Below are 17,745 nucleotides of genomic sequence, written 5' to 3'. Positions count from 1 at the left end.
ACCGTTCTGGCCGTCCTGACACAGTAATGCCCTTCCCTGACGTACTCCGTACCGCATACGCTCGTTCTCTGAACGCCTATCTCAGCAACCAGCTTGACATGGCAGCAACGCTGGCAGCGCTGAAGCCACAACTTCCGCCCACACTTCTCCAGAACCGGATGCAGCTTGCCGGTCTTCACCACGAAGCCTTGGCTGCCCTGCTTGAAGCAGGAAACCTGTCTCCATCCACCCTGATGCGTGCCGGAGACCTGTTGGCGGCCCTGCAGGACGAACAGTTACAGGCACTTGAAGCCTCCCTGACAACCCGGACATGGCACCGGCTTTTCGACCACTTTCCGCTGCCAGTCTGGTCGTTCGACCCTCAAAACCTGAAGATTGAGTACGGAAACGTTGCCGCACTGGAACTCTATGGCTATCCAGCCGATGAGTGGGTGGGGATGGATGTGCGGCAACTGGCCACGACAGATACGGCTGTTGCCTGGCAGGACTACCTTGTGCAGGCCCCCTGCCAGAAAGTGGCGATGGAAAGGTTCACCCAGCCGGTGGCCTGGCGGCATCAGACCAAAGCGGGTGTCCCCATCAGTGTGCACCTCTCCCTGGCCCGTCTGGAGCTGTGCGCCAGGGAATTTTGTGTCGCCGTGGCCGAAGAAACCTTCGGCCGGCAACAGCGGGAAGAGCAGTTCCGGCGCATGCAGCGCCTGGAAGCCATCGGGCAACTGACCTCCGGCGTGGCCCACAACTTTAACAACATCCTGTCCGTCATCCAGGGCTATGCCGAAATGATAGGGGCGCGGTCCAGCCAGCTCGACGCCCGCCTTGCCAAGCAGCGGTCAGCCATCCTCACAGCCGCCAAGCGCGGCGCTGAACTCGTGCGGCAGCTTATGATTTTCAGCCGCAAAAGCGACTCCGTTGCCCTCGTGCAGGACATCAATCCCATCGTGACCGAGACGGCGCTTCTGGCCGAACGTATCCTGTCAGCGCGGGTGACGTTTACCAGACAGCTTCATCCAGAAGCGTTGTTCGTGTCCATAGATGCCGGACAGCTCTCGCAGTGCCTCCTCAACCTCATCGTCAACGCCCGGGACGCCATGCCGGAGGGTGGAGTGTTGACCGTAAAGACGACCCACCATTTCCTCACGGAAGACCAACTTATTCCCTCCCCGGAACGCATCCGGGCCTGTGCGACACCGCCCACTCCCGGCGCTTACGCCGTCATTGAAGTTTCCGATACCGGCATTGGTATGAGCGCTGAAACGCGCCACCGGCTTTTTGAACCCTTTTTCACCACCAAACCAGCCGGTAAAGGCACGGGTCTCGGCCTGGCGGCCGTCTATGGCTGTGTGACCGAAGCCGGTGGCTTTATTGAAGTGGAGTCCAAACTGGGGTTGGGAACGACGTTTTACCTGTTCCTGCCCATAGCCGAAGCCGATCCGAGCCTGGTGCCCAGAGCGCGTCTGTCCTGGCGTCCGACCGGCAACTACGTCGGTCTGACGGCGCTCGTCGTCGAAGATGAACCGGACCTGCTCGAACTCGTCTGCGAGTGGCTGACTGACGCTGGATTCAAGGTTCTCTCGGCCCAAACGGCCGAAGAGGCGCTCCACCACATCGTGGCGCAGAGCGGAAAACCCATTCACCTGCTTGTCACGGATGACATCCTACCGGAAGGAGGTGCCCAGCGCGTCTTTCAGGATATGGCCAGAGAATATCCAAACTGCCGGTGCATCCTGATAAGCGGCTCCTTTGGGGCCCGCGACCGGGCTACCGATTTGCCGCTGGACACGGTGTTTCTGGCCAAGCCCTTCAGCGAAAATGAACTCCTGCATGCTGTCAAACAGGTCCTGACCGAAAAGAAGCCTGAATAAGCGCGTGATCCTCATCGCTCCCAACGGGTTCAAAGGTACGCTTTCATCCGTGCAGGCGGCCCGGGCCATAGCCTTGGGCTTGCATCGCGCCCATCCAACGCTCGACTCCACAAGCTTTCCGATGAGTGACGGCGGGCGCGGCTTTCTCGATGCCATTCGCCGCCTCTCCCCACACCTGCGGAAACACCAGACGAACGTGCACCCACCGGTTGGAAGGCGTATTCCGGTCACGTTTCTTCTGGGCGAAGACGGGACAGCCTATGCCGAAATGGCGATGGCGTCGGGGCTTGATCTCGTGCCGGAAACCGCCCGGCGCCCGGCGCACCTCTCCAGTCGCGGGACGGGCGAACTGCTCCGGTCCATCATGGCGCGCCCACAGGTGCACACCATCGTGCTTGGCTTGGGCGACACGGCGACGATGGACGGCGGCGCCGGGGTGTTGCAGGCGCTTGGTGTCCGGCTGCTTGACCGCCATGGCAGCCCGGTGCCTCCCGGCAATGCAGGCCTCAGTCAGGTGGAGCGGATTGAAGCTCCCGAACCGGACAGCCCGCCGGAAACCTTCCGGGCGCGCGGCGGTCATCTCATCGTCGCCTGCGACGTGCTGCATCCGCTGCTCGGCCCCAGCGGCGCGGTCCATACCTTTGCCGAACAAAAGGGCGCGACGCCCGACGAACTGCCGCAGCTCGAAGCCAACATGCACCACTGGGCGGATGTCCTTGAAGCCACGACCGGTCGCCGCGTCCGCGACCTTCCCGGTACTGGCGCGGCCGGCGGTACGGCCTTTGCTTTGGTTGCCTGGCTCGGTGCCGAACGAACACTGGGGGCACGCTGGCTGACCGAACACCCGCGTTTCCAGGCCGAACTGACACGTGCAACGGCTCTGCTCACCGGGGAAGGCCAGCTTGATAAACAGTCGCTTCAAGGCAAATCCACGGGATTTCTGGCTGCACTGGGCGCGCAGCGCCACCTGCCGGTGGTGGCCTTTGCCGGGCGCGTCCGGTTGACCGAAGCGCAGTGGCGCGCCGCCGGGTTTACGGCCGTTTATGAACTTCCGCCCCATGCACCCAACCAGGCCGTCCGCACGCTGTCCGGCTGTGTCGCCAGGGCCCTGGCCGGTATGGCGCTGAAGCCGAGTGGTCAGACCCTATGACCGGAGGACTGGTCACACACGGGTTTGACCTGCTGCTGCTACCGCTGCTGGGCCGCGCCCTGCTTCGGCTCTGGGAAGGCTTCCAGCTCCTTGCCTGTGTGCGACGCTTCGTTGCCGCACGGACGCATCCCAAGGACTACGCGCCCTTTGTGACCGTCATTGCGCCGTGCAAGGGTGATGACGACGGACTGCGTCGCAGCCTGCCGCGTCTGTCAGCTCTCGACTTTCCCGACTACGAGGTGGTGTTTGTCGTCGAAAGCGAGACCGATCCGGCTTATCAGCAGCTTTCCCAATGGGTGCAGCAACATCCCGGACGCCTCCGCCTTGTTGTCGCCGGGCTGGCCACCGACAGCGGTCAGAAAGTTCACAACCTGCTGGCTGGTGTGGCAGCCGCCCGGCCGGACAGTGAAGTGCTGGCGTTTCTCGACTCCGACATCGAAATCCCGCCCGACTGGTTGCGCGAACTGGTCGCACCCCTTGGCGATGAGCAGGTTGGCGCGACCAGCGGCATGCGGTGGTACTCGCTGGACAACGCTGATCTGCCCAGCCTGTGGCGCGCACACTGGAACACCGTCATCCTGACCAACCTCAAACCCGGCGGATCGAGCTTTGTCTGGGGCGGCTCGATGGCGCTCCGGCGGGCGACGTTCGCACAACTCCGCTTGGCCGAACGATGGCGTGGAACACTCAGCGATGACTACGTTGCCAGCGCCGCTCTGCGCGCCCACCGGCGACGGATGGTGTTTGTTCCAACCTGTCTTGTGGCCTCATCCGATGGCCTTGGCTGGCGCGATTTGTGGGAGTTTACGACCCGGCAAATCCTCATCACCCGCATCTATCACCCGACGATGTGGCGCATTGCCCTGCTCTGGTACGGCTTCTTTACGCTCGTCGTCCTCGGCATCGGGCTGGAAGGGCTGCGGGATGCCTGGGCCGGTGTGCTGTCGACAGCCCACCTGGGACTGGTCGGGCTGTGGCTGCTCGGCGGGCTGGATGATGCCCTGTCCCTGCTGGCCGTCCGGCAGGCGCTCGGCGCGCAGCACATCGGCGACTGGCGGCGGCGCATCCTGTTTTGCTGTCTCCACATCCCGACGGCCATGCTGTATGCTGCCAATACGGTCGTGTCGCTGTTCCGCCGGGTGGTCATCTGGCGCGGAATTGCCTACCGGCTCATTTCGGCGCAGCAAACCGAAATTCTCTGGCGCACGCCGCCGTCCGTCCCCACAGACTGTCCATAATGGCCGCGTTCACCGGCCCATCGGTCAAGCGGGATGGCGCTCATCGAAGGCGACGACTACTACCTTGAAAACGGCCGTTACGTCTTTACGGCGCGGTATCTTCTGGCCCGTGGGCGCTGCTGTGGTTCGGGCTGCCGTCACTGCCCCTACCGCGACCAGCCGGCATCCCGGCAGCCGCAGCCGGAACTGTCCACGCCCGCCCACGATCAGCCGGCCTATGCGGTGAACTGGGCATCACGCCACGGTTCAAAGTAAGCCTTCAGTTTGTTGCGCTGGTATTTGCCCGTGGAAGTCACGGGGATTTCCGTGCCAAACACGACGACTTTGGGCGACTTGTGGAAGGGCAGCCGCTCCCGCGCCGCCCGCAGGATGGTTTCAGCGTCAAGCTGGACGCCTTCCTCCAAAACGACATAAGCCCCGACTTCCTCGCCATACCAGCGGTTTTCAAAGCCGACGGCCAGCCCGCATTTCACACCGGGAATGTGGGAAAGCACGGCGTCAATCTCAAAAGGCGACAGGTTCACTCCACCCCGGATGATGAGTTCCTTGATGCGTCCGGTGATGAAGAAAAAGGCGCGCCCCTGGGCATCGCGCTCGTAGAAGCCCTCGTCGCCCGTCCGAAACCAGCCGTGGGCAAAGGCATCAGCATTCGCTTCCGGGCGCTTGAAATACCCGACCATGACGGTCGGCCCGCACACGACGATTTCCCCCCGGACGCCCGGCGGCAGGGGCTGCCCCGTGGCGTCGTGAATGGCCACGTTGCAGACCGGCAGGGCCACCCCGATGGAAGGAAAGCCCAGGGCCTGCATCCAGTGCCGGTGTTCGTCCGGCGGCAGGTCCAGCGGCAGCATCGTCGAGTAGCAGGTTGTTTCACTCAGCCCGTACCCGTGGAGCACCCGGATGCCAAAGGTGTCTTCAAACTGGCGTGCCAGTTCGACGGTCAGCGGCCCGGCCCCGCAGATGACGTGCGAAAGAAACGCCTTGGCTTCCGGCAGGAAGTGCTGGCGACGCTCCAGCAAGAAGGCAAGCAGTGTCGGAACGACGCTCACAATGCGTACCTGCTCCGCCACAAGGCGCGGCCAGAAGGTCGCCGGCGAAAACCGGTGATTGAGGACCGCCCGCGCACCGGCAACCAGCGGCGTCAGCAGCGTGACCACAATGCCGTTGACGTGGTGGATGGGCAGAACGCACATCAGCCCATCCTGCCGGGTGACGCCGTTCCAGTCACGCAGCGCTTGGGCATCAAGCAGCAGGTTGGCCTGCGTGAGCACCACCCCCTTTGGCGCACCGGTCGTGCCCGAGGTATAGACAATCAGGGCTTCCCGCTCCGGTGCGCACTCCGGCTCCACATTGCCGGCACCGGCAAAGGCGGCCCGCCACCGTCCGCCCTGAAGTTCGAGGACACTCCGCACCGCCGGAATTTGACGCGCCAGTTCGTGGGCTTCGGACAGGTAATCATCCAGCGCGAGCAGCAGCCGGGCTTCGGCGTGCCCGACGATGAAGCGCCGCCGCTCCGCATCTTCGGTCATGTTGACCGGCGCCACACATGCGCCAAGCGTCCAGATGGCGAGATAGGCCACAACGGTTTCACCGTCATTGTGAGCCAGTGTGGCCACCCGGTCGCCGGGGGCGATACCCTGCGCCCGCAGGGCGGCGACGCCGGCCTGGACAGCTTCCCACAACTCCGCGTAGCTCAGCGCCGTACGTTGCCCTTCAGCGTCGTAGGCGACCAACGCCGTCGCCGTCGGTTGCTGACGGGCCCAGGACTGTAGCCAGCTTCCAATCGCAGGCGCTTCAAGCACCGGCGCAGTTCCTTCGCGTAGCTGCTGCGCCAGACGGCGCGGTTCATCTCCGGTTGGCATGATTGCCGTTGCCTCCGCAAAGAAGGTTGCAGGAACAGGGCATGGCGCGGTCAAAACAGACAAAAAAGCGCGCGCCGGGCATCGTAACCCGGACGCACGCCGTCCGTCACCGGAGAAAATATCCCCCGTTCTCTGCGCTATTCGCTCCCCTTGGCGGCCTTGCGAACCTGGATGTCCGTTTCGGCGATCTGCGTCATAGCATCGTCGAAGTTGTAGGCCGAAGCCTCGGTGATCTCTTCCTCTGTGACGAAGGGTTTTTCCTCGTACAGGCGAATGCGCCGATAGTATTCCATGCCGGTCCCGGCCGGGATGAGCCGCCCCATGATGACGTTTTCCTTGAGACCGCGCAGGTAATCCACGCGGCCCGAAATGGCGGCTTCCGTCAGAACGCGCGTCGTTTCCTGGAAACTTGCCGCCGAGATGAAGCTTTCGGTCGAAAGCGAAGCCTTGGTGATGCCCAGCAGGAGCGGCTCGGCCGTGGCCGGCTGCCCGCCAGCGGCGATCACGCGGTTGTTTTCGTCCTCAAAGCGGAAGCGATCCACCTGTTCATCAATGAGGAAGTCGGTATCGCCCACCTCCTTGACGCGCACCCATCGCAGCATCTGCCGCACGATGACTTCGATGTGCTTGTCGGCAATGTTGACGCCCTGGAGGCGATAGACTTCCTGGATTTCATTGACGAGATACCGCTGCAGGGCATCCATCCCCTGGATGGCGAGGATGTCGTGCGGATTGAGCGGGCCATCCACCAGCGGCTCGCCGGCTTTGACCCGGTCGCCTTCCTGGATGAACATGTTGACGCCCTTCGGAATCGAGTATTCGCGCGTTTCACCGTCGTCACCAATGATCTGCACCTTGCGCTGCCCTTTGACGACGTTACCGAACTTGACGACGCCATCAATTTCGGCCATCACGGCTGTCTCGCGGGGTTTCCGGGCTTCAAACAGTTCGGTAATCCGGGGCAGACCACCGGTGATGTCTTTGGCGCGGGTGGATTCACGTGGAATCTTGGCGATCACGTCGCCGGGCATCACCCGGTCCCCCTGGCGGACACTCAGGTTGGCACGTACTGGCATCTGGTAGGCTTTGAGAACCGTCTTGCCGTCTTCGCCGATGATTTCAATACGCGGCTGCCGCTTTTCATCCGTGGCTTCACGGACGATCATGCTGCGGTTGCCGGTATTGGCATCAATGTCTTCCTGAATGGTGATCCCCTCGATGAGGTCGTGGTAACGCACCGTGCCTTCGACCTCGGTCAGGATGGAGAAGGTGTAGGGGTCCCAGGTGGCCAGCGTGTCGCCTTCGTCCACAAGCTGCCCATCCGTGACGGTCAGACGCGCGCCATAGACAATCTGGTAGCGTCCGATTTCCCGGTTGCTGCGGTTTTCGTCAATGAGGACGATGTAGCCATTGCGGTTCATGGCGACGAGTCGGCCGTCACGTCCCTTCACCGTCCGCAGGTCTTCAAACTTCACCCGTCCAGCCTTGCGTGCTTCGTGCGAAGACTGTTCGGAGGAACCCGTCACTGCGCCGCCCAGGTGGAAGGTACGCATGGTGAGCTGTGTTCCCGGTTCACCGATGGACTGCGCGGCAATTACCCCGACAGCCTCACCCAACTCAACCATTTTTCCGGTCGCCAGGTTGCGTCCATAGCACTTGGCACATACACCCCGGCGCGCTTCACAGGTCAGCACTGAGCGCAGTTTGACGCGCTCGATACCGCCAGCATCCTGAATGTCGGAGGCGAGCTTTTCAGTGATTTCCTGGTTGGCAGGTACGATGACTTCGCCTGTCACCGGGTCAACGATGTCATCGAGGGCCACCCGCCCGATGATTCGGTCGCGCAGGGGTTCGATGATTTCTCCACCTTCACTGATAGCTTCGACCCAGATGCCGCGAATCGTGCCACAGTCTTCCTCCGACACGATGACATCCTGGGCCACATCCACCAGGCGGCGCGTGAGATAGCCGGAGTCGGCGGTCTTGAGCGCCGTATCCGCCAGCCCCTTGCGCGCACCGTGCGTGGAGATGAAGTACTCCAGCACGTCGAGGCCTTCGCGGAAGTTGGCGCGAATGGGTTTTTCGATAATTTCTCCTGACGGTTTGGCCATCAGCCCACGCATCCCGGCCAACTGCCGAATCTGCTGCGCTGAACCACGCGCCCCGGAGTCCGCCATGACCATGATCGGGTTGAGTTCGTTGTTGTTTTTCTCGGCCGCTTTCATGGCCTCGTTCATTTCCTTGGCCACGGCTTCCGTCGTCTGCGACCAGGTGGCGATCACCTTGTTGTACCGCTCGCCGTCCGTGATGCTGCCTTCCTCGTATTCACGCTGGAAGCGCGCCACTTCGCGGTCGGCTTCAGCAATGAGTTCGGCTTTGCGCGGCGGCGTTACCAGATCATCAATGCCGATGGAGATACCCGCCTTCGTGGCATAGAGAAAGCCAATCGCCTTGAGCGAATCGAGCATCTTGACCGTGGTTTCGAGGCCGTGGTGGAGCTGGCAGTAGCTGACCAGCGACTGCAACCCTTTCTTTTTGAGCACCCCGTTGACGAAAGGCATACCTTCCGGCAGGGCCTGGTTGAAGATCACGCGCCCGACTGTCGTGCTGATAACCTGCCGGACGTGGCGTGGGGTGGCGCGCAGCAGGTCCTGCTGGTTGCGTTCCTGCTCCAGGTCAATGAGCACGCCTTCGTAGCGCAGCTTGATGGGTGATTGCGTGTTGACGATGCCGGCGTCATGGGCAATGACCACATCATCCAGCGTGGCAAAGGTGCGGCCGCCCTTCGGGTCGTCAGCGCGCTCATAGGTGAGGTAGTAGCACCCCAAGACAATATCCTGCGTCGGCACGGCAATCGGTTGCCCATTGGCCGGGGACAGGATGTTGTTGTCGGCGCGCATCAGAACCATGGCTTCGATTTGCGCTTCGTGGGAAAGCGGAATGTGCACGGCCATCTGGTCGCCGTCGAAGTCGGCGTTGAAGGCGGTGCACACCAGCGGATGAATCTTGATGGCCTTGCCTTCCACCAGCACCGGCTCGAAGGCCTGAATGCCCAGACGGTGGAGCGTCGGCGCGCGGTTGAGCAGCACCGGATGCTCCCGGATGACCTCTTCGAGGATGTCCCACACCTCCGGCACCTGCCGGTCCACCATTTCCTTAGCTTGCTTGATCGTCTGGGCGTACTTCTGTTTTTCAAGCTGGTGGTAAATGAAAGGCTTGAACAGCTCCAAGGCCATTTTCTTCGGCAGCCCGCACTGATGGAGCTTAAGTTCGGGCCCGACAACAATGACCGACCGCCCGGAGTAGTCCACGCGCTTGCCGAGCAGGTTCTGCCGAAACCGGCCGGTCTTGCCCTTGAGCGTATCCGACAGCGACTTGAGCGGACGGTTGTTCGCCCCGCGCAGCACGCGCCCCCGGCGGCCGTTGTCAAACAGTGCGTCCACAGCTTCCTGAAGCATGCGCTTTTCGTTGCGGACAATGACTTCCGGCGCTTTCAGGTCGAGCAGTTTGCGCAGGCGGTTGTTCCGGTTGATGACGCGCCGGTAGAGGTCATTGAGGTCAGAAGTCGCAAAGCGCCCGCCGTCGAGCGGCACGAGCGGACGCAACTCCGGCGGAATGACCGGGATGACATCCAGAATCATCCATTCCGGCCGGTTGCCAGACCGCCGGAAGGCATCCACGACCTTGAGCCGTTTGGCCAGCTTGAGTTTTTTCTGCTGGGAGGTTTCCTCGCGCATCTTCTGCCGCAGTTCTTCGGAGAGCGCTGTGCAGTCCACCCGTTCGAGAAGGGTTTTGATGGCCTCTGCCCCCATGCGCGCAATGAACTGTCCGGGATAGGCGTCAAACAGCTTGCGGTACTGCTCGTCGGTCAGCAGGTCCTTTTCCTTGATGTCGGTCATTTCGCCGGCATCCACCACGATGTAGGACTCGTAGTAGAGCACCTTTTCCAGATCACGCAGGGGAATATCAAGCAGATGTCCAATCCGGCTGGGCAGCCCCTTGAAAAACCAGACGTGGGAGCAGGGCGACGCCAGCTCGATGTGACCGAGCCGTTCCCGGCGCACACGCGACAGGGTGACTTCGACCCCGCACTTGTCGCAGACCACGCCCCGGTATTTCATGCGTTTGTATTTGCCGCACAGACACTCCCAGTCCGTGATGGGGCCGAAAATACGGGCGCAAAACAGACCGTCCCGCTCCGGCTTGAACGTTCGGTAGTTGATGGTTTCCGGCTTGGTCACTTCACCGTACGACCACGAACGTATCTTTTCCGGTGAGGCGAGCGAAATCCGAATGGCTTCAAAGTCGGGCGCGACGGTTGGCTTGTCCTGATGTCTGAGCATGAATGACCTCCAAAGCGGCAATGTGACGGCCGCCAGACCGAACAGCCGTCACCGGTTGACCATCTCAGCGACGCGACAGGGTTGCGGGCGACTCAGCGGACGCACCATTCGAGTCCTCCGAGCGCTTGATGAGTTCGACATCGAGACACAACGACTGTAGCTCCCGCACCAGCACGTTGAAGGACTCTGGCACGCCGGGATCAAAGTCGGTTTCTCCCTTCACAATCGCCTCGTAGCTCTTCGAGCGGCCGGCGACATCATCCGATTTCGCCGTCAGCAGCTCCTGGAGAATGTGTGCTGCTCCGTAGGCTTCAAGCGCCCACACCTCCATTTCTCCGAAGCGTTGACCGCCAAACTGCGCCTTGCCGCCCAGCGGCTGCTGCGTGATAAGGGAGTAGGGACCGATGGAGCGGGCATGAATCTTGTCGTCCACCAGATGTGAGAGTTTCAGCATGTAGATGTAGCCGACCGTGACCAACTGCTCGAAGGGTTCACCCGTCATGCCGTCATACAGCACAGTCTTGCCGGACTGGTTGATCATCGGCAGTTCACCCTGGGATTCCCGCAGCGCTGCCGCTTCGGCCAGCTTCTGCTTGACTTCGGCTTCTGAAGCTCCGTCAAACACTGGTGTAGCAAACTGCACGCCCAGTACGTGCGCCGCCCAGCCCAGGTGCGTTTCCAGAATCTGGCCGACGTTCATGCGCGACGGCACGCCCAACGGGTTGAGCACGATTTCGACGGGCCGCCCGTCAGGCAGGTAAGGCATGTCCTCTTCCGGCAGAATCTGGGCGATGACCCCCTTGTTGCCATGCCGTCCGGCCATTTTGTCACCCACGGACAGCTTGCGCTTCATGGCGATGAACACCTTGACCATCTTGATGACGCCCGGCGGGAGTTCGTCGCCACGTTTGAGTTTTTCGACCTTCTCTTCGTGCAGCCTCTGGAGAATGGCAAACTGCCGCTTGGTGAACTCTTCAAGTTCTTTGATTTCAGCGGCCACATCAATCTTGGGATTCTGAAGCTCGATTTTCTTGAGCGTGGCCAGATCGAGCGTCCTGAGAAAGTCACGGGTCAGGACTTCGCCCTTGCCGAGTACGGCCCGCTTGTTGACGAGCACATCCTTGGCCACCCGCTGCCCTTCCAGAAGCTCGTAAATCCGCTTGTTGCGCTCGTCTTCGAGAATGCGACGCTCATCCTCCAGATTTTTGAGCAATCGCGCTTCTTCCTCAGCCTCAATGGCCAGGGAGCGCTTGCACTTTTCCTGTCCCTTGCGGGTGAAGATTTTGACGTCCACGACAGTGCCCTCGATACCAGGCGGACAGGTCAGGGAGGCATCGCGGACATCCCCAGCTTTTTCGCCAAAAATGGCGCGCAGCAGCTTTTCCTCCGGTGTCAGTTGGGTTTCGCCTTTGGGCGTCACCTTCCCGACAAGAATCGAACCCGGCTTGACGCGGGCCCCGATGCGGATGACGCCGGATTCATCCAGGTCACGGAGGCTGGATTCTGAAACGTTCGGAATGTCGCGGGTGATTTCTTCCGGGCCAAGCTTGGTGTCCCGGGCTTCGATTTCAAGTTCCTCGATGTGGACGGACGTGTAGGCATCCTCCTGCACGAGTTTCTGCGAAATGAGGATGGCGTCCTCGAAGTTGTAGCCGCGCCACGGCATAAAGGCCACGAGCACGTTGCGGCCCAACGCCAGCTCACCCTGGTCGGTGCAGGGGCCATCCGCCAGCACGTCCCCTTTCTTGACGCGCTGCCCCACGCGCACAATGGGTTTCTGGTTGATGCAGGTGCTCTGGTTGGAGCGCCGGAACTTGACCAACTGGTAAATGTCCGCCGTCACCTCACGCGAGAGCGTGCCGGGCTGCGTGGTATCCACCCGGATGATGATGCGTTCGGAATCCACGCTGTCCACAATGCCATCGCGGCGTGCAATGACAACCGCGCCGGAATCCTGCGCCGCAACCCGCTCCATGCCTGTCCCGATCAAGGGCGCTTCTGCGCGCAACAAAGGCACCGCCTGCCGTTGCATGTTGGCACCCATCAGTGCGCGGTTGGCGTCATCGTGCTCAAGAAATGGTACGAGGGCTGCGGCTACCGACACAAGCTGCTTTGGCGATACGTCTATAAACTGGATTTCTTCCCGTGGAACCTCACGAAACTCCCCGGCTTTGCGGGCTGACACCCGCTCGTCAATAATTTCGAGCCGTTCGTTGAGCCGGATGTTGGCCTGCCCGATGGTGTATTTGTCTTCCTCCCAGGCCGAGAGATAAAACGGGTAAGGTTCATATTCTGCCGGCTTCTGGTCGGGCTTGAGCGCCGCATTGGCCGCCTCGGCTTCAGAAAGAGGGATATGGGACCCTGGTCGCAGATTGGTATCGCCACCGTTGGTGATGCGGACGTACTCAATGACCCGCCCGTTTTCCACCTTGCGGTAGGGCGACTCGATAAAGCCAAACTCATTGATCCGCGCAAAGCACGACAGAGACGAAATCAACCCGATGTTCGGCCCTTCCGGCGTTTCAATCGGGCAGATGCGGCCGTAGTGGGTCGGATGCACGTCGCGTACCTCAAAGCCAGCCCGCTCACGGGAGAGTCCGCCCGGACCCAGCGCCGAAAGCCGCCGCTTGTGGGTGATCTCCGACAACGGATTCGTCTGGTCCATAAACTGCGAAAGCTGTGACGAACCAAAGAACTCCCGTACGGCCGCCATGACCGGCTTGGCGTTGACGAGGTCGCGCGGCATTGCCTGCTGCATCTCCTGGTGGATGGACATCTTGTCCTTGATGGCCCGTTCCATGCGCACCAGCCCCAGCCGAAACTGGTTTTCGAGCAACTCACCAACGGCGCGCACCCGCCGATTGCCCAGGTGGTCAATGTCATCGGCGTCGTAGGTCATTTCCTGTCCATCCGGCCCGATGGCGCGCCCTTTGCGCAGCTTGAGCAGATAGGTGATGACATCCACAAAGTCGCGCGGCGAAAGCGTTTGCTGGTCGAGGTTCGCCCGTTCGGGATGCCCCATCTTGATGTTGAACTTGAGTCGCCCGACGCGTGAGAAATCGAACTTCCGGGCATCGAAAAACATCCCGTAAAATAGCCCCCAAGAAGTCATAATCGTGGGCGGATCGCCGGGCCGCATCTTGCGGTAGATTTCCAGCAGCGCATCCACAGGCCGGCGGATGGTGTCCTTCTTGAGTGTTTGCTGGAGAATCGTTCCGATGTCATCCCGTTCGGGGAAATACACCTCGAAGCTTTCGACCCCGGCAGCAAAGAGCTTTTCATACTCCCGTGCCGTCAACTCCGTCCCGGCCTCAACCAGAACCTCACCAGTGGCCACATCCACAATATCAGCCAGCGCCGTCGCCCCTGTGAGGTCCGGTGCACTGACCGCGACTTTGGTCACACCAGCCTCACGAAAGGTTTTCAGGTGCTTTGGCATTACTTTCTGTCCCGGACGCAGCAGGGTCTCACCAGTTTCGGGGTGCTTGACCCCGCCGGTGAGACGCATATCAAGCAGCAACGGACTGATGGGAAACCAGAGACTCTCCTGGTGGACCTCCATCGTGGCCACCTGGTAAAACTGCCGCAGGATTTCAACGTCCGTACATGTCGTCGCCTTGATGCGCTCTTCCAGTTGGGCATCGGTGTAGTCGCCCCGCTCGATGGCTTCCATGTCGAGTTTCTGGATAAGCGCCAACGCCCGCAGGAAGATCGTCGCCAGAAACTTCCGCTTCCGGTCAATCCGTACGTAGAGCAGATTTTTCTGGTCGTACTCAAACTCGATCCACGAACCACGGTAGGGAATGACTTTCGCCAGATAGGTCGGAGACTTTTCAAAGAATACTCCCGGACTGCGGTGAAGCTGGGAAACGATGACGCGCTCCGTCCCGTTGATGATGAATGTGCCGTTTTCGGTCATCAGCGGGATGTCGCCAAAATACACATCCTCGTCCAGAAAGTTGCGCAGGCTGCGCTGTCCGGTTTCTTCGTCTTTGTCCCAGAGCGTCAGGCGGATTTTGACCTTGAGCGGAACGGCATAAGTCATGCCGCGCTCCTGGCATTCGCGGACTTCGTATTTGTGCTTGAGACCGACCGGCTCACCACATACGTCACAGGTGGTGACGATATTTTTGTTGGCCGCGCCACAGGCACGACAAATCACGTCTTCGCCCGAAAGTGGATCAACCTGAATGACGGCCCCGCAGTTGTGACAGTTGGAACGGAGAAACTGCAAGCCCTCGTTTTTGCCACACTTGCATTTCCACTCGCCAATCGAGTATTCAACGAAACTCAACTGGGCTGTGTCACGGAAATCCTTGATGGGAAATACAGATTTGAAAACCGCCTGAAGGCCGATATTTTCACGCTCTTCGGGCAGCTTGTCCATTTGAAGGAAGCGATAGTACGACTCGCGTTGAACCTCGATGAGGTTCGGGATGCGAATTGCCGTCTTGATCTTCGAGAAGTCGTGACGCGCCCGCGTCTCCTTACCGTTGTGCGACATAAGCCAAAGACATGCCTTTCCGCATCAGGCAAGCACCCCAAAAGCGGGCACGCCAAGACCTGCCCGCCGGAAACGAGCTTCCGATGCGCGTGAAGTAAGGAAGTCAACAAGGAAATGGTGCAGCGAAACCAGATGGGAAAATTGACAGGCCACAAACCGGCGGGCTTCACCTGCCAAAGCAAGCCGGTACCAGCGGCTTGTCAGAGGACAAGGTCGAACTACTCGTGCGTACACCGTCATCACGAGCCAGTTGGCGCCACTGAGATTCTTCAAAAGCGCCTCCCGCCACAAGAATGGCTCAAACGGACAAGCCCTTCAGGTCAGCCTGATGCTCAAAAGGCAAGCCCACCACGGGACTTGTCGGGCCCAGTGGTGGTTGATTGCCCGCCGCCGACAAACACCCTTACTTGATTTCGACGGTTGCCCCCGCTTCCGTCAACTTGGCCTTGATGGCCTCAGCTTCGGCCTTTGGAATGCCAGTCTTGATCGGCTTGGGAGCGCCATCCACAAGGTCTTTGGCCTCCTTCAGCCCCAGCGAGGTAATTTCGCGAACGACCTTGATGACATTGATCTTGTTGGCACCGGCAGCCGCCAGGATCACATCGAACTCATCTTTGGCTTCTTCAGCCGGAGCGGCTGGGGCGCCTCCCGCCGCAGCCGCGGCCGCTGGAACCGCAACCGCAGCAGCCGCTGCTGAAACTCCAAACCTTGCTTCCATCAGCTTGACGAGTTCCGCCGCTTCCAACAACGTCAATGAACCAATTTGCTCGACAATGGCCGTCAACTTCTCCGACATGTTCATCCTACCTTTCTGAACTAAAACGTAAAATCACGAGCTGTCGTGGGTTATTCAGGCTCCTGACCGGGCAGCGCCGTTCTCCCCCTTGCTCTTATCCCTATTCCGGGACATCCATTGGCAGACGCCAGGCCACTATCACTCGACCGGGCGTTACTCTGCTTTTTTGTCTCGCACCTGCGCCGTGACTACCGCCACATTGCGCGCCACACCACTTGTCGCCGCGGCAATCCGCTGTGCTCCAGAGTTGATCAGGAACATCAGACGGGACATGAGTTCCTCGCGGGAGGGCATCGTGGCCAGGGCCTCAATGTCCTGTTCCCCGATGGTTTTCCCATCCACAACCCCGGCCTTGAAAACAAACTGTTGGTATTCCTTGAAGAGTTTGAGCAGCAGTTTGGCTGCTGTCACCGGGTCTTCCGGGGCCAGAGCAACCGCCGTCGGCCCCGTAAACTGCTCGCCGAGTTGCTCCAGTACTGTTCCCTTGGCCGCGCGGCGCGCCAGTGTGTTCTTGACAACGTGGTAGCGCATCCCCGCCCGGCGCAGCTCACTGCGCAGCGCCGTGTCGGACTGCACGGTCATCCCCTGAAAGCCAACCAGAAAGGCATGGCGGGTGGATTGAAACTCCGCCGCCAATTGCTCAACGACTGATACTTTTCCCTGTCGCGTCATCGTTCCCCCCAACTCCGGCATCGCGCAGGAACAGGCCGCCCGGCTTCCCCACAGGGCATCAACGTTCCTCACGATGGTCTAAGGATTCAGCTATGGTACTCCGATGGTGCAAGCGGTACCGCTGGCCCCATCGTCGAGCCACAGTAGGCAGCCCGCACGTACCGCCCCTTGCTTGCCGACGGTTTGGCACGGAGAACGGCCTCGATGAGGGTACGGATGTTTTCAATGAGCTTTTCATCAGGGAAGGAAACCCGCCCCACCGGAACGTGAACGACGCCGGTTTTGTCCACACGAAACTCAACCTTACCGGCTTTGACTTCCTGTACGGCCTTGCCGACCTCAAAGGTTACGGTTCCTGTCTTTGGGTTTGGCATCAGTCCCCGTGGGCCGAGAATTTTACCCAGCGTGCCGACGGACTTCATCATATCCGGCGTGGCAATGAGCACATCAAAGTCCAGCCAGCCGCCCTTGATACGCTCGACAAAGTCTTCACCGCCGACCTCGTCAGCTCCCGCAGACTGGGCCTCAGATTGCTTTTCACCAGCCGCAATCACCACGACCCGCTTGGTTTTCCCCAGTCCGTTTGGCAGAACAACCGTCCCGCGCACCATCTGGTCGGCCTTACGGGGATCAACCCCCAAAACCATGGTGACTTCAACCGTCTCATCAAACCTGGCGTAAGCCATCCGCTTGATAAGCGGCACGGCATCCGCCAGAGTGTAGAGCCGCCCCGGCTCAATTTGTGCCAGTGCAGCCCGGTGTTTCTTGCCCATTCGTCCCATACTGTCTCCTCTCAGGTGCCAGCGCGACCCCTTGCCGTCGCTCCCTGAATCACTCGCCCCGTCAACGCTGCCGGTGTGGTGTACCTAGCTTGTACCTACTCCACAATCTCAAGTCCCATACTTCGGGCCGTCCCTTTGACCGAGCGAATAGCCGCTTCCAATGAAGCACAGTTCATATCTGGCAGCTTGGTCTCGGCAATCTGACGCACCTGCGCCATGGTCAACTTTCCAATCCGCTCCCGTCCAGGTCGGGCTGCGCCGCTAGTGATACCCAGTGTCTTTTTGATCAGGTCGGGTACAGGCGGCGTCTTGGTCACAAAGGTAAATGATTTGTCCGCATAGACCGTGATGACGACCGGAATTTTCAGGTCCCCCATGTCGCTCGTGCGAGCATTGAACTGCTTGCAGAACTCCATGATGTTGACCCCGTGCTGACCCAGGGCAGGGCCAATTGGTGGCGCTGGATTGGCTTTCCCAGCTTGGACCTGAAGCTTGATATACGCTGTAACTTTTTTTGCCATAGCTTGCGCCTAAAT

Annotated in this window: 11 protein-coding genes; 4 read left to right on the top strand and 7 right to left on the bottom strand. The window is 60.4% G+C overall.

Going from position 1 to position 17,745, the window contains the following annotated elements; all coding sequences use genetic code 11:
* Positions 1-98 precede the first annotated feature (98 nt).
* Genes J8C01_RS01230 through J8C01_RS01215 form a run of 4 tightly spaced genes read left to right on the top strand, consistent with a single transcriptional unit; the run spans position 99 to position 4,505 of the window.
* Positions 99-1,862: an ATP-binding protein gene (locus tag J8C01_RS01230; protein ID WP_211432119.1), complete on the top strand. Its 1,764-nt coding sequence runs from the start codon at positions 99-101 to the stop codon at positions 1,860-1,862.
* A gap of 4 nt (positions 1,863-1,866) precedes the next feature.
* Entirely contained in the window at positions 1,867-3,012 is a 1,146-nt protein-coding gene (locus tag J8C01_RS01225) for a glycerate kinase (RefSeq protein ID WP_211432118.1), read from the top strand.
* A complete protein-coding gene (locus J8C01_RS01220) occupies positions 3,009-4,250 on the top strand; it encodes a glycosyltransferase (protein WP_211432117.1) in 1,242 nt (413 codons plus the stop codon). The genes J8C01_RS01225 and J8C01_RS01220 overlap by 4 nt, the downstream gene beginning before the upstream one ends.
* 33 nt (positions 4,251-4,283) lie before the next feature.
* On the top strand, positions 4,284-4,505 hold the full coding sequence (locus J8C01_RS01215; RefSeq protein ID WP_211432116.1) for a DUF5522 domain-containing protein: 222 nt from the start codon (positions 4,284-4,286) through the stop codon (positions 4,503-4,505).
* Here J8C01_RS01215 and J8C01_RS01210 read toward each other — a convergent pair.
* The 7 genes from J8C01_RS01210 to rplK form a co-directional block, all read right to left on the bottom strand.
* The gene (locus J8C01_RS01210; RefSeq protein WP_211432115.1) at positions 4,466-6,112 is read right to left on the bottom strand and encodes a class I adenylate-forming enzyme family protein; all 1,647 of its coding nucleotides are present in this window, start codon (positions 6,110-6,112) and stop codon (positions 4,466-4,468) included. The two genes, J8C01_RS01215 and J8C01_RS01210, sit on opposite strands and share 40 nt — an antisense overlap.
* Positions 6,113-6,249: 137 nt before the next feature.
* Positions 6,250-10,455, bottom strand: coding sequence for a DNA-directed RNA polymerase subunit beta' (gene rpoC / locus J8C01_RS01205; RefSeq protein WP_211432114.1), 4,206 nt, complete (start codon positions 10,453-10,455; stop codon positions 6,250-6,252).
* 64 nt (positions 10,456-10,519) lie between these two features.
* Positions 10,520-14,959, bottom strand: coding sequence for a DNA-directed RNA polymerase subunit beta (gene rpoB, locus J8C01_RS01200; protein ID WP_014098746.1), 4,440 nt, complete (start codon positions 14,957-14,959; stop codon positions 10,520-10,522).
* A gap of 403 nt (positions 14,960-15,362) precedes the next feature.
* Positions 15,363-15,761, bottom strand: coding sequence for a 50S ribosomal protein L7/L12 (gene rplL / locus J8C01_RS01195; protein ID WP_014098745.1), 399 nt, complete (start codon positions 15,759-15,761; stop codon positions 15,363-15,365).
* Between the two features lie 147 nt (positions 15,762-15,908).
* Positions 15,909-16,499, bottom strand: a complete 591-nt coding sequence (rplJ, locus tag J8C01_RS01190) for a 50S ribosomal protein L10 (RefSeq protein ID WP_148263881.1) — start codon at positions 16,497-16,499, stop codon at positions 15,909-15,911.
* Between the two features lie 14 nt (positions 16,500-16,513).
* Positions 16,514-17,209, bottom strand: a complete 696-nt coding sequence (gene rplA, locus J8C01_RS01185) for a 50S ribosomal protein L1 (RefSeq protein WP_041569028.1) — start codon at positions 17,207-17,209, stop codon at positions 16,514-16,516.
* Between the two features lie 95 nt (positions 17,210-17,304).
* Positions 17,305-17,730 carry a 50S ribosomal protein L11 gene (rplK, locus tag J8C01_RS01180; RefSeq protein ID WP_211432113.1) on the bottom strand — a complete coding sequence of 142 codons (426 nt, stop codon included), beginning with the start codon at positions 17,728-17,730 and terminating at the stop codon, positions 17,305-17,307.
* Positions 17,731-17,745 lie beyond the last annotated feature (15 nt).

Origin of the sequence: Chloracidobacterium sp. D, from assembly GCF_018304685.1 — a bacterium.
GTDB lineage: Bacteria > Acidobacteriota > Blastocatellia > Chloracidobacteriales > Chloracidobacteriaceae > Chloracidobacterium > Chloracidobacterium thermophilum.
Note: the sequence above shows the minus strand (reverse complement) of the source record. Positions and strands in the feature narration are given on the sequence as shown.

Excerpts from the sequence above, each read along its gene's own strand:
- rpoB (WP_014098746.1), bottom strand. The coding sequence starts at position 14,959 with ATGTCGCACAACGGTAAGGAGACGCGGGCGCGTCACGACTTCTCGAAG.
- J8C01_RS01215 (WP_211432116.1), top strand. The coding sequence starts at position 4,284 with ATGGCGCTCATCGAAGGCGACGACTACTACCTTGAAAACGGCCGTTAC.
- J8C01_RS01220 (WP_211432117.1), top strand. The coding sequence starts at position 3,009 with ATGACCGGAGGACTGGTCACACACGGGTTTGACCTGCTGCTGCTACCG.
- J8C01_RS01210 (WP_211432115.1), bottom strand. The coding sequence starts at position 6,112 with ATGCCAACCGGAGATGAACCGCGCCGTCTGGCGCAGCAGCTACGCGAA.
- J8C01_RS01230 (WP_211432119.1), top strand. The coding sequence starts at position 99 with ATGGCAGCAACGCTGGCAGCGCTGAAGCCACAACTTCCGCCCACACTT.
- rplK (WP_211432113.1), bottom strand. The coding sequence starts at position 17,730 with ATGGCAAAAAAAGTTACAGCGTATATCAAGCTTCAGGTCCAAGCTGGG.
- rplL (WP_014098745.1), bottom strand. The coding sequence starts at position 15,761 with ATGAACATGTCGGAGAAGTTGACGGCCATTGTCGAGCAAATTGGTTCA.
- rpoC (WP_211432114.1), bottom strand. The coding sequence starts at position 10,455 with ATGCTCAGACATCAGGACAAGCCAACCGTCGCGCCCGACTTTGAAGCC.
- rplA (WP_041569028.1), bottom strand. The coding sequence starts at position 17,209 with ATGGGACGAATGGGCAAGAAACACCGGGCTGCACTGGCACAAATTGAG.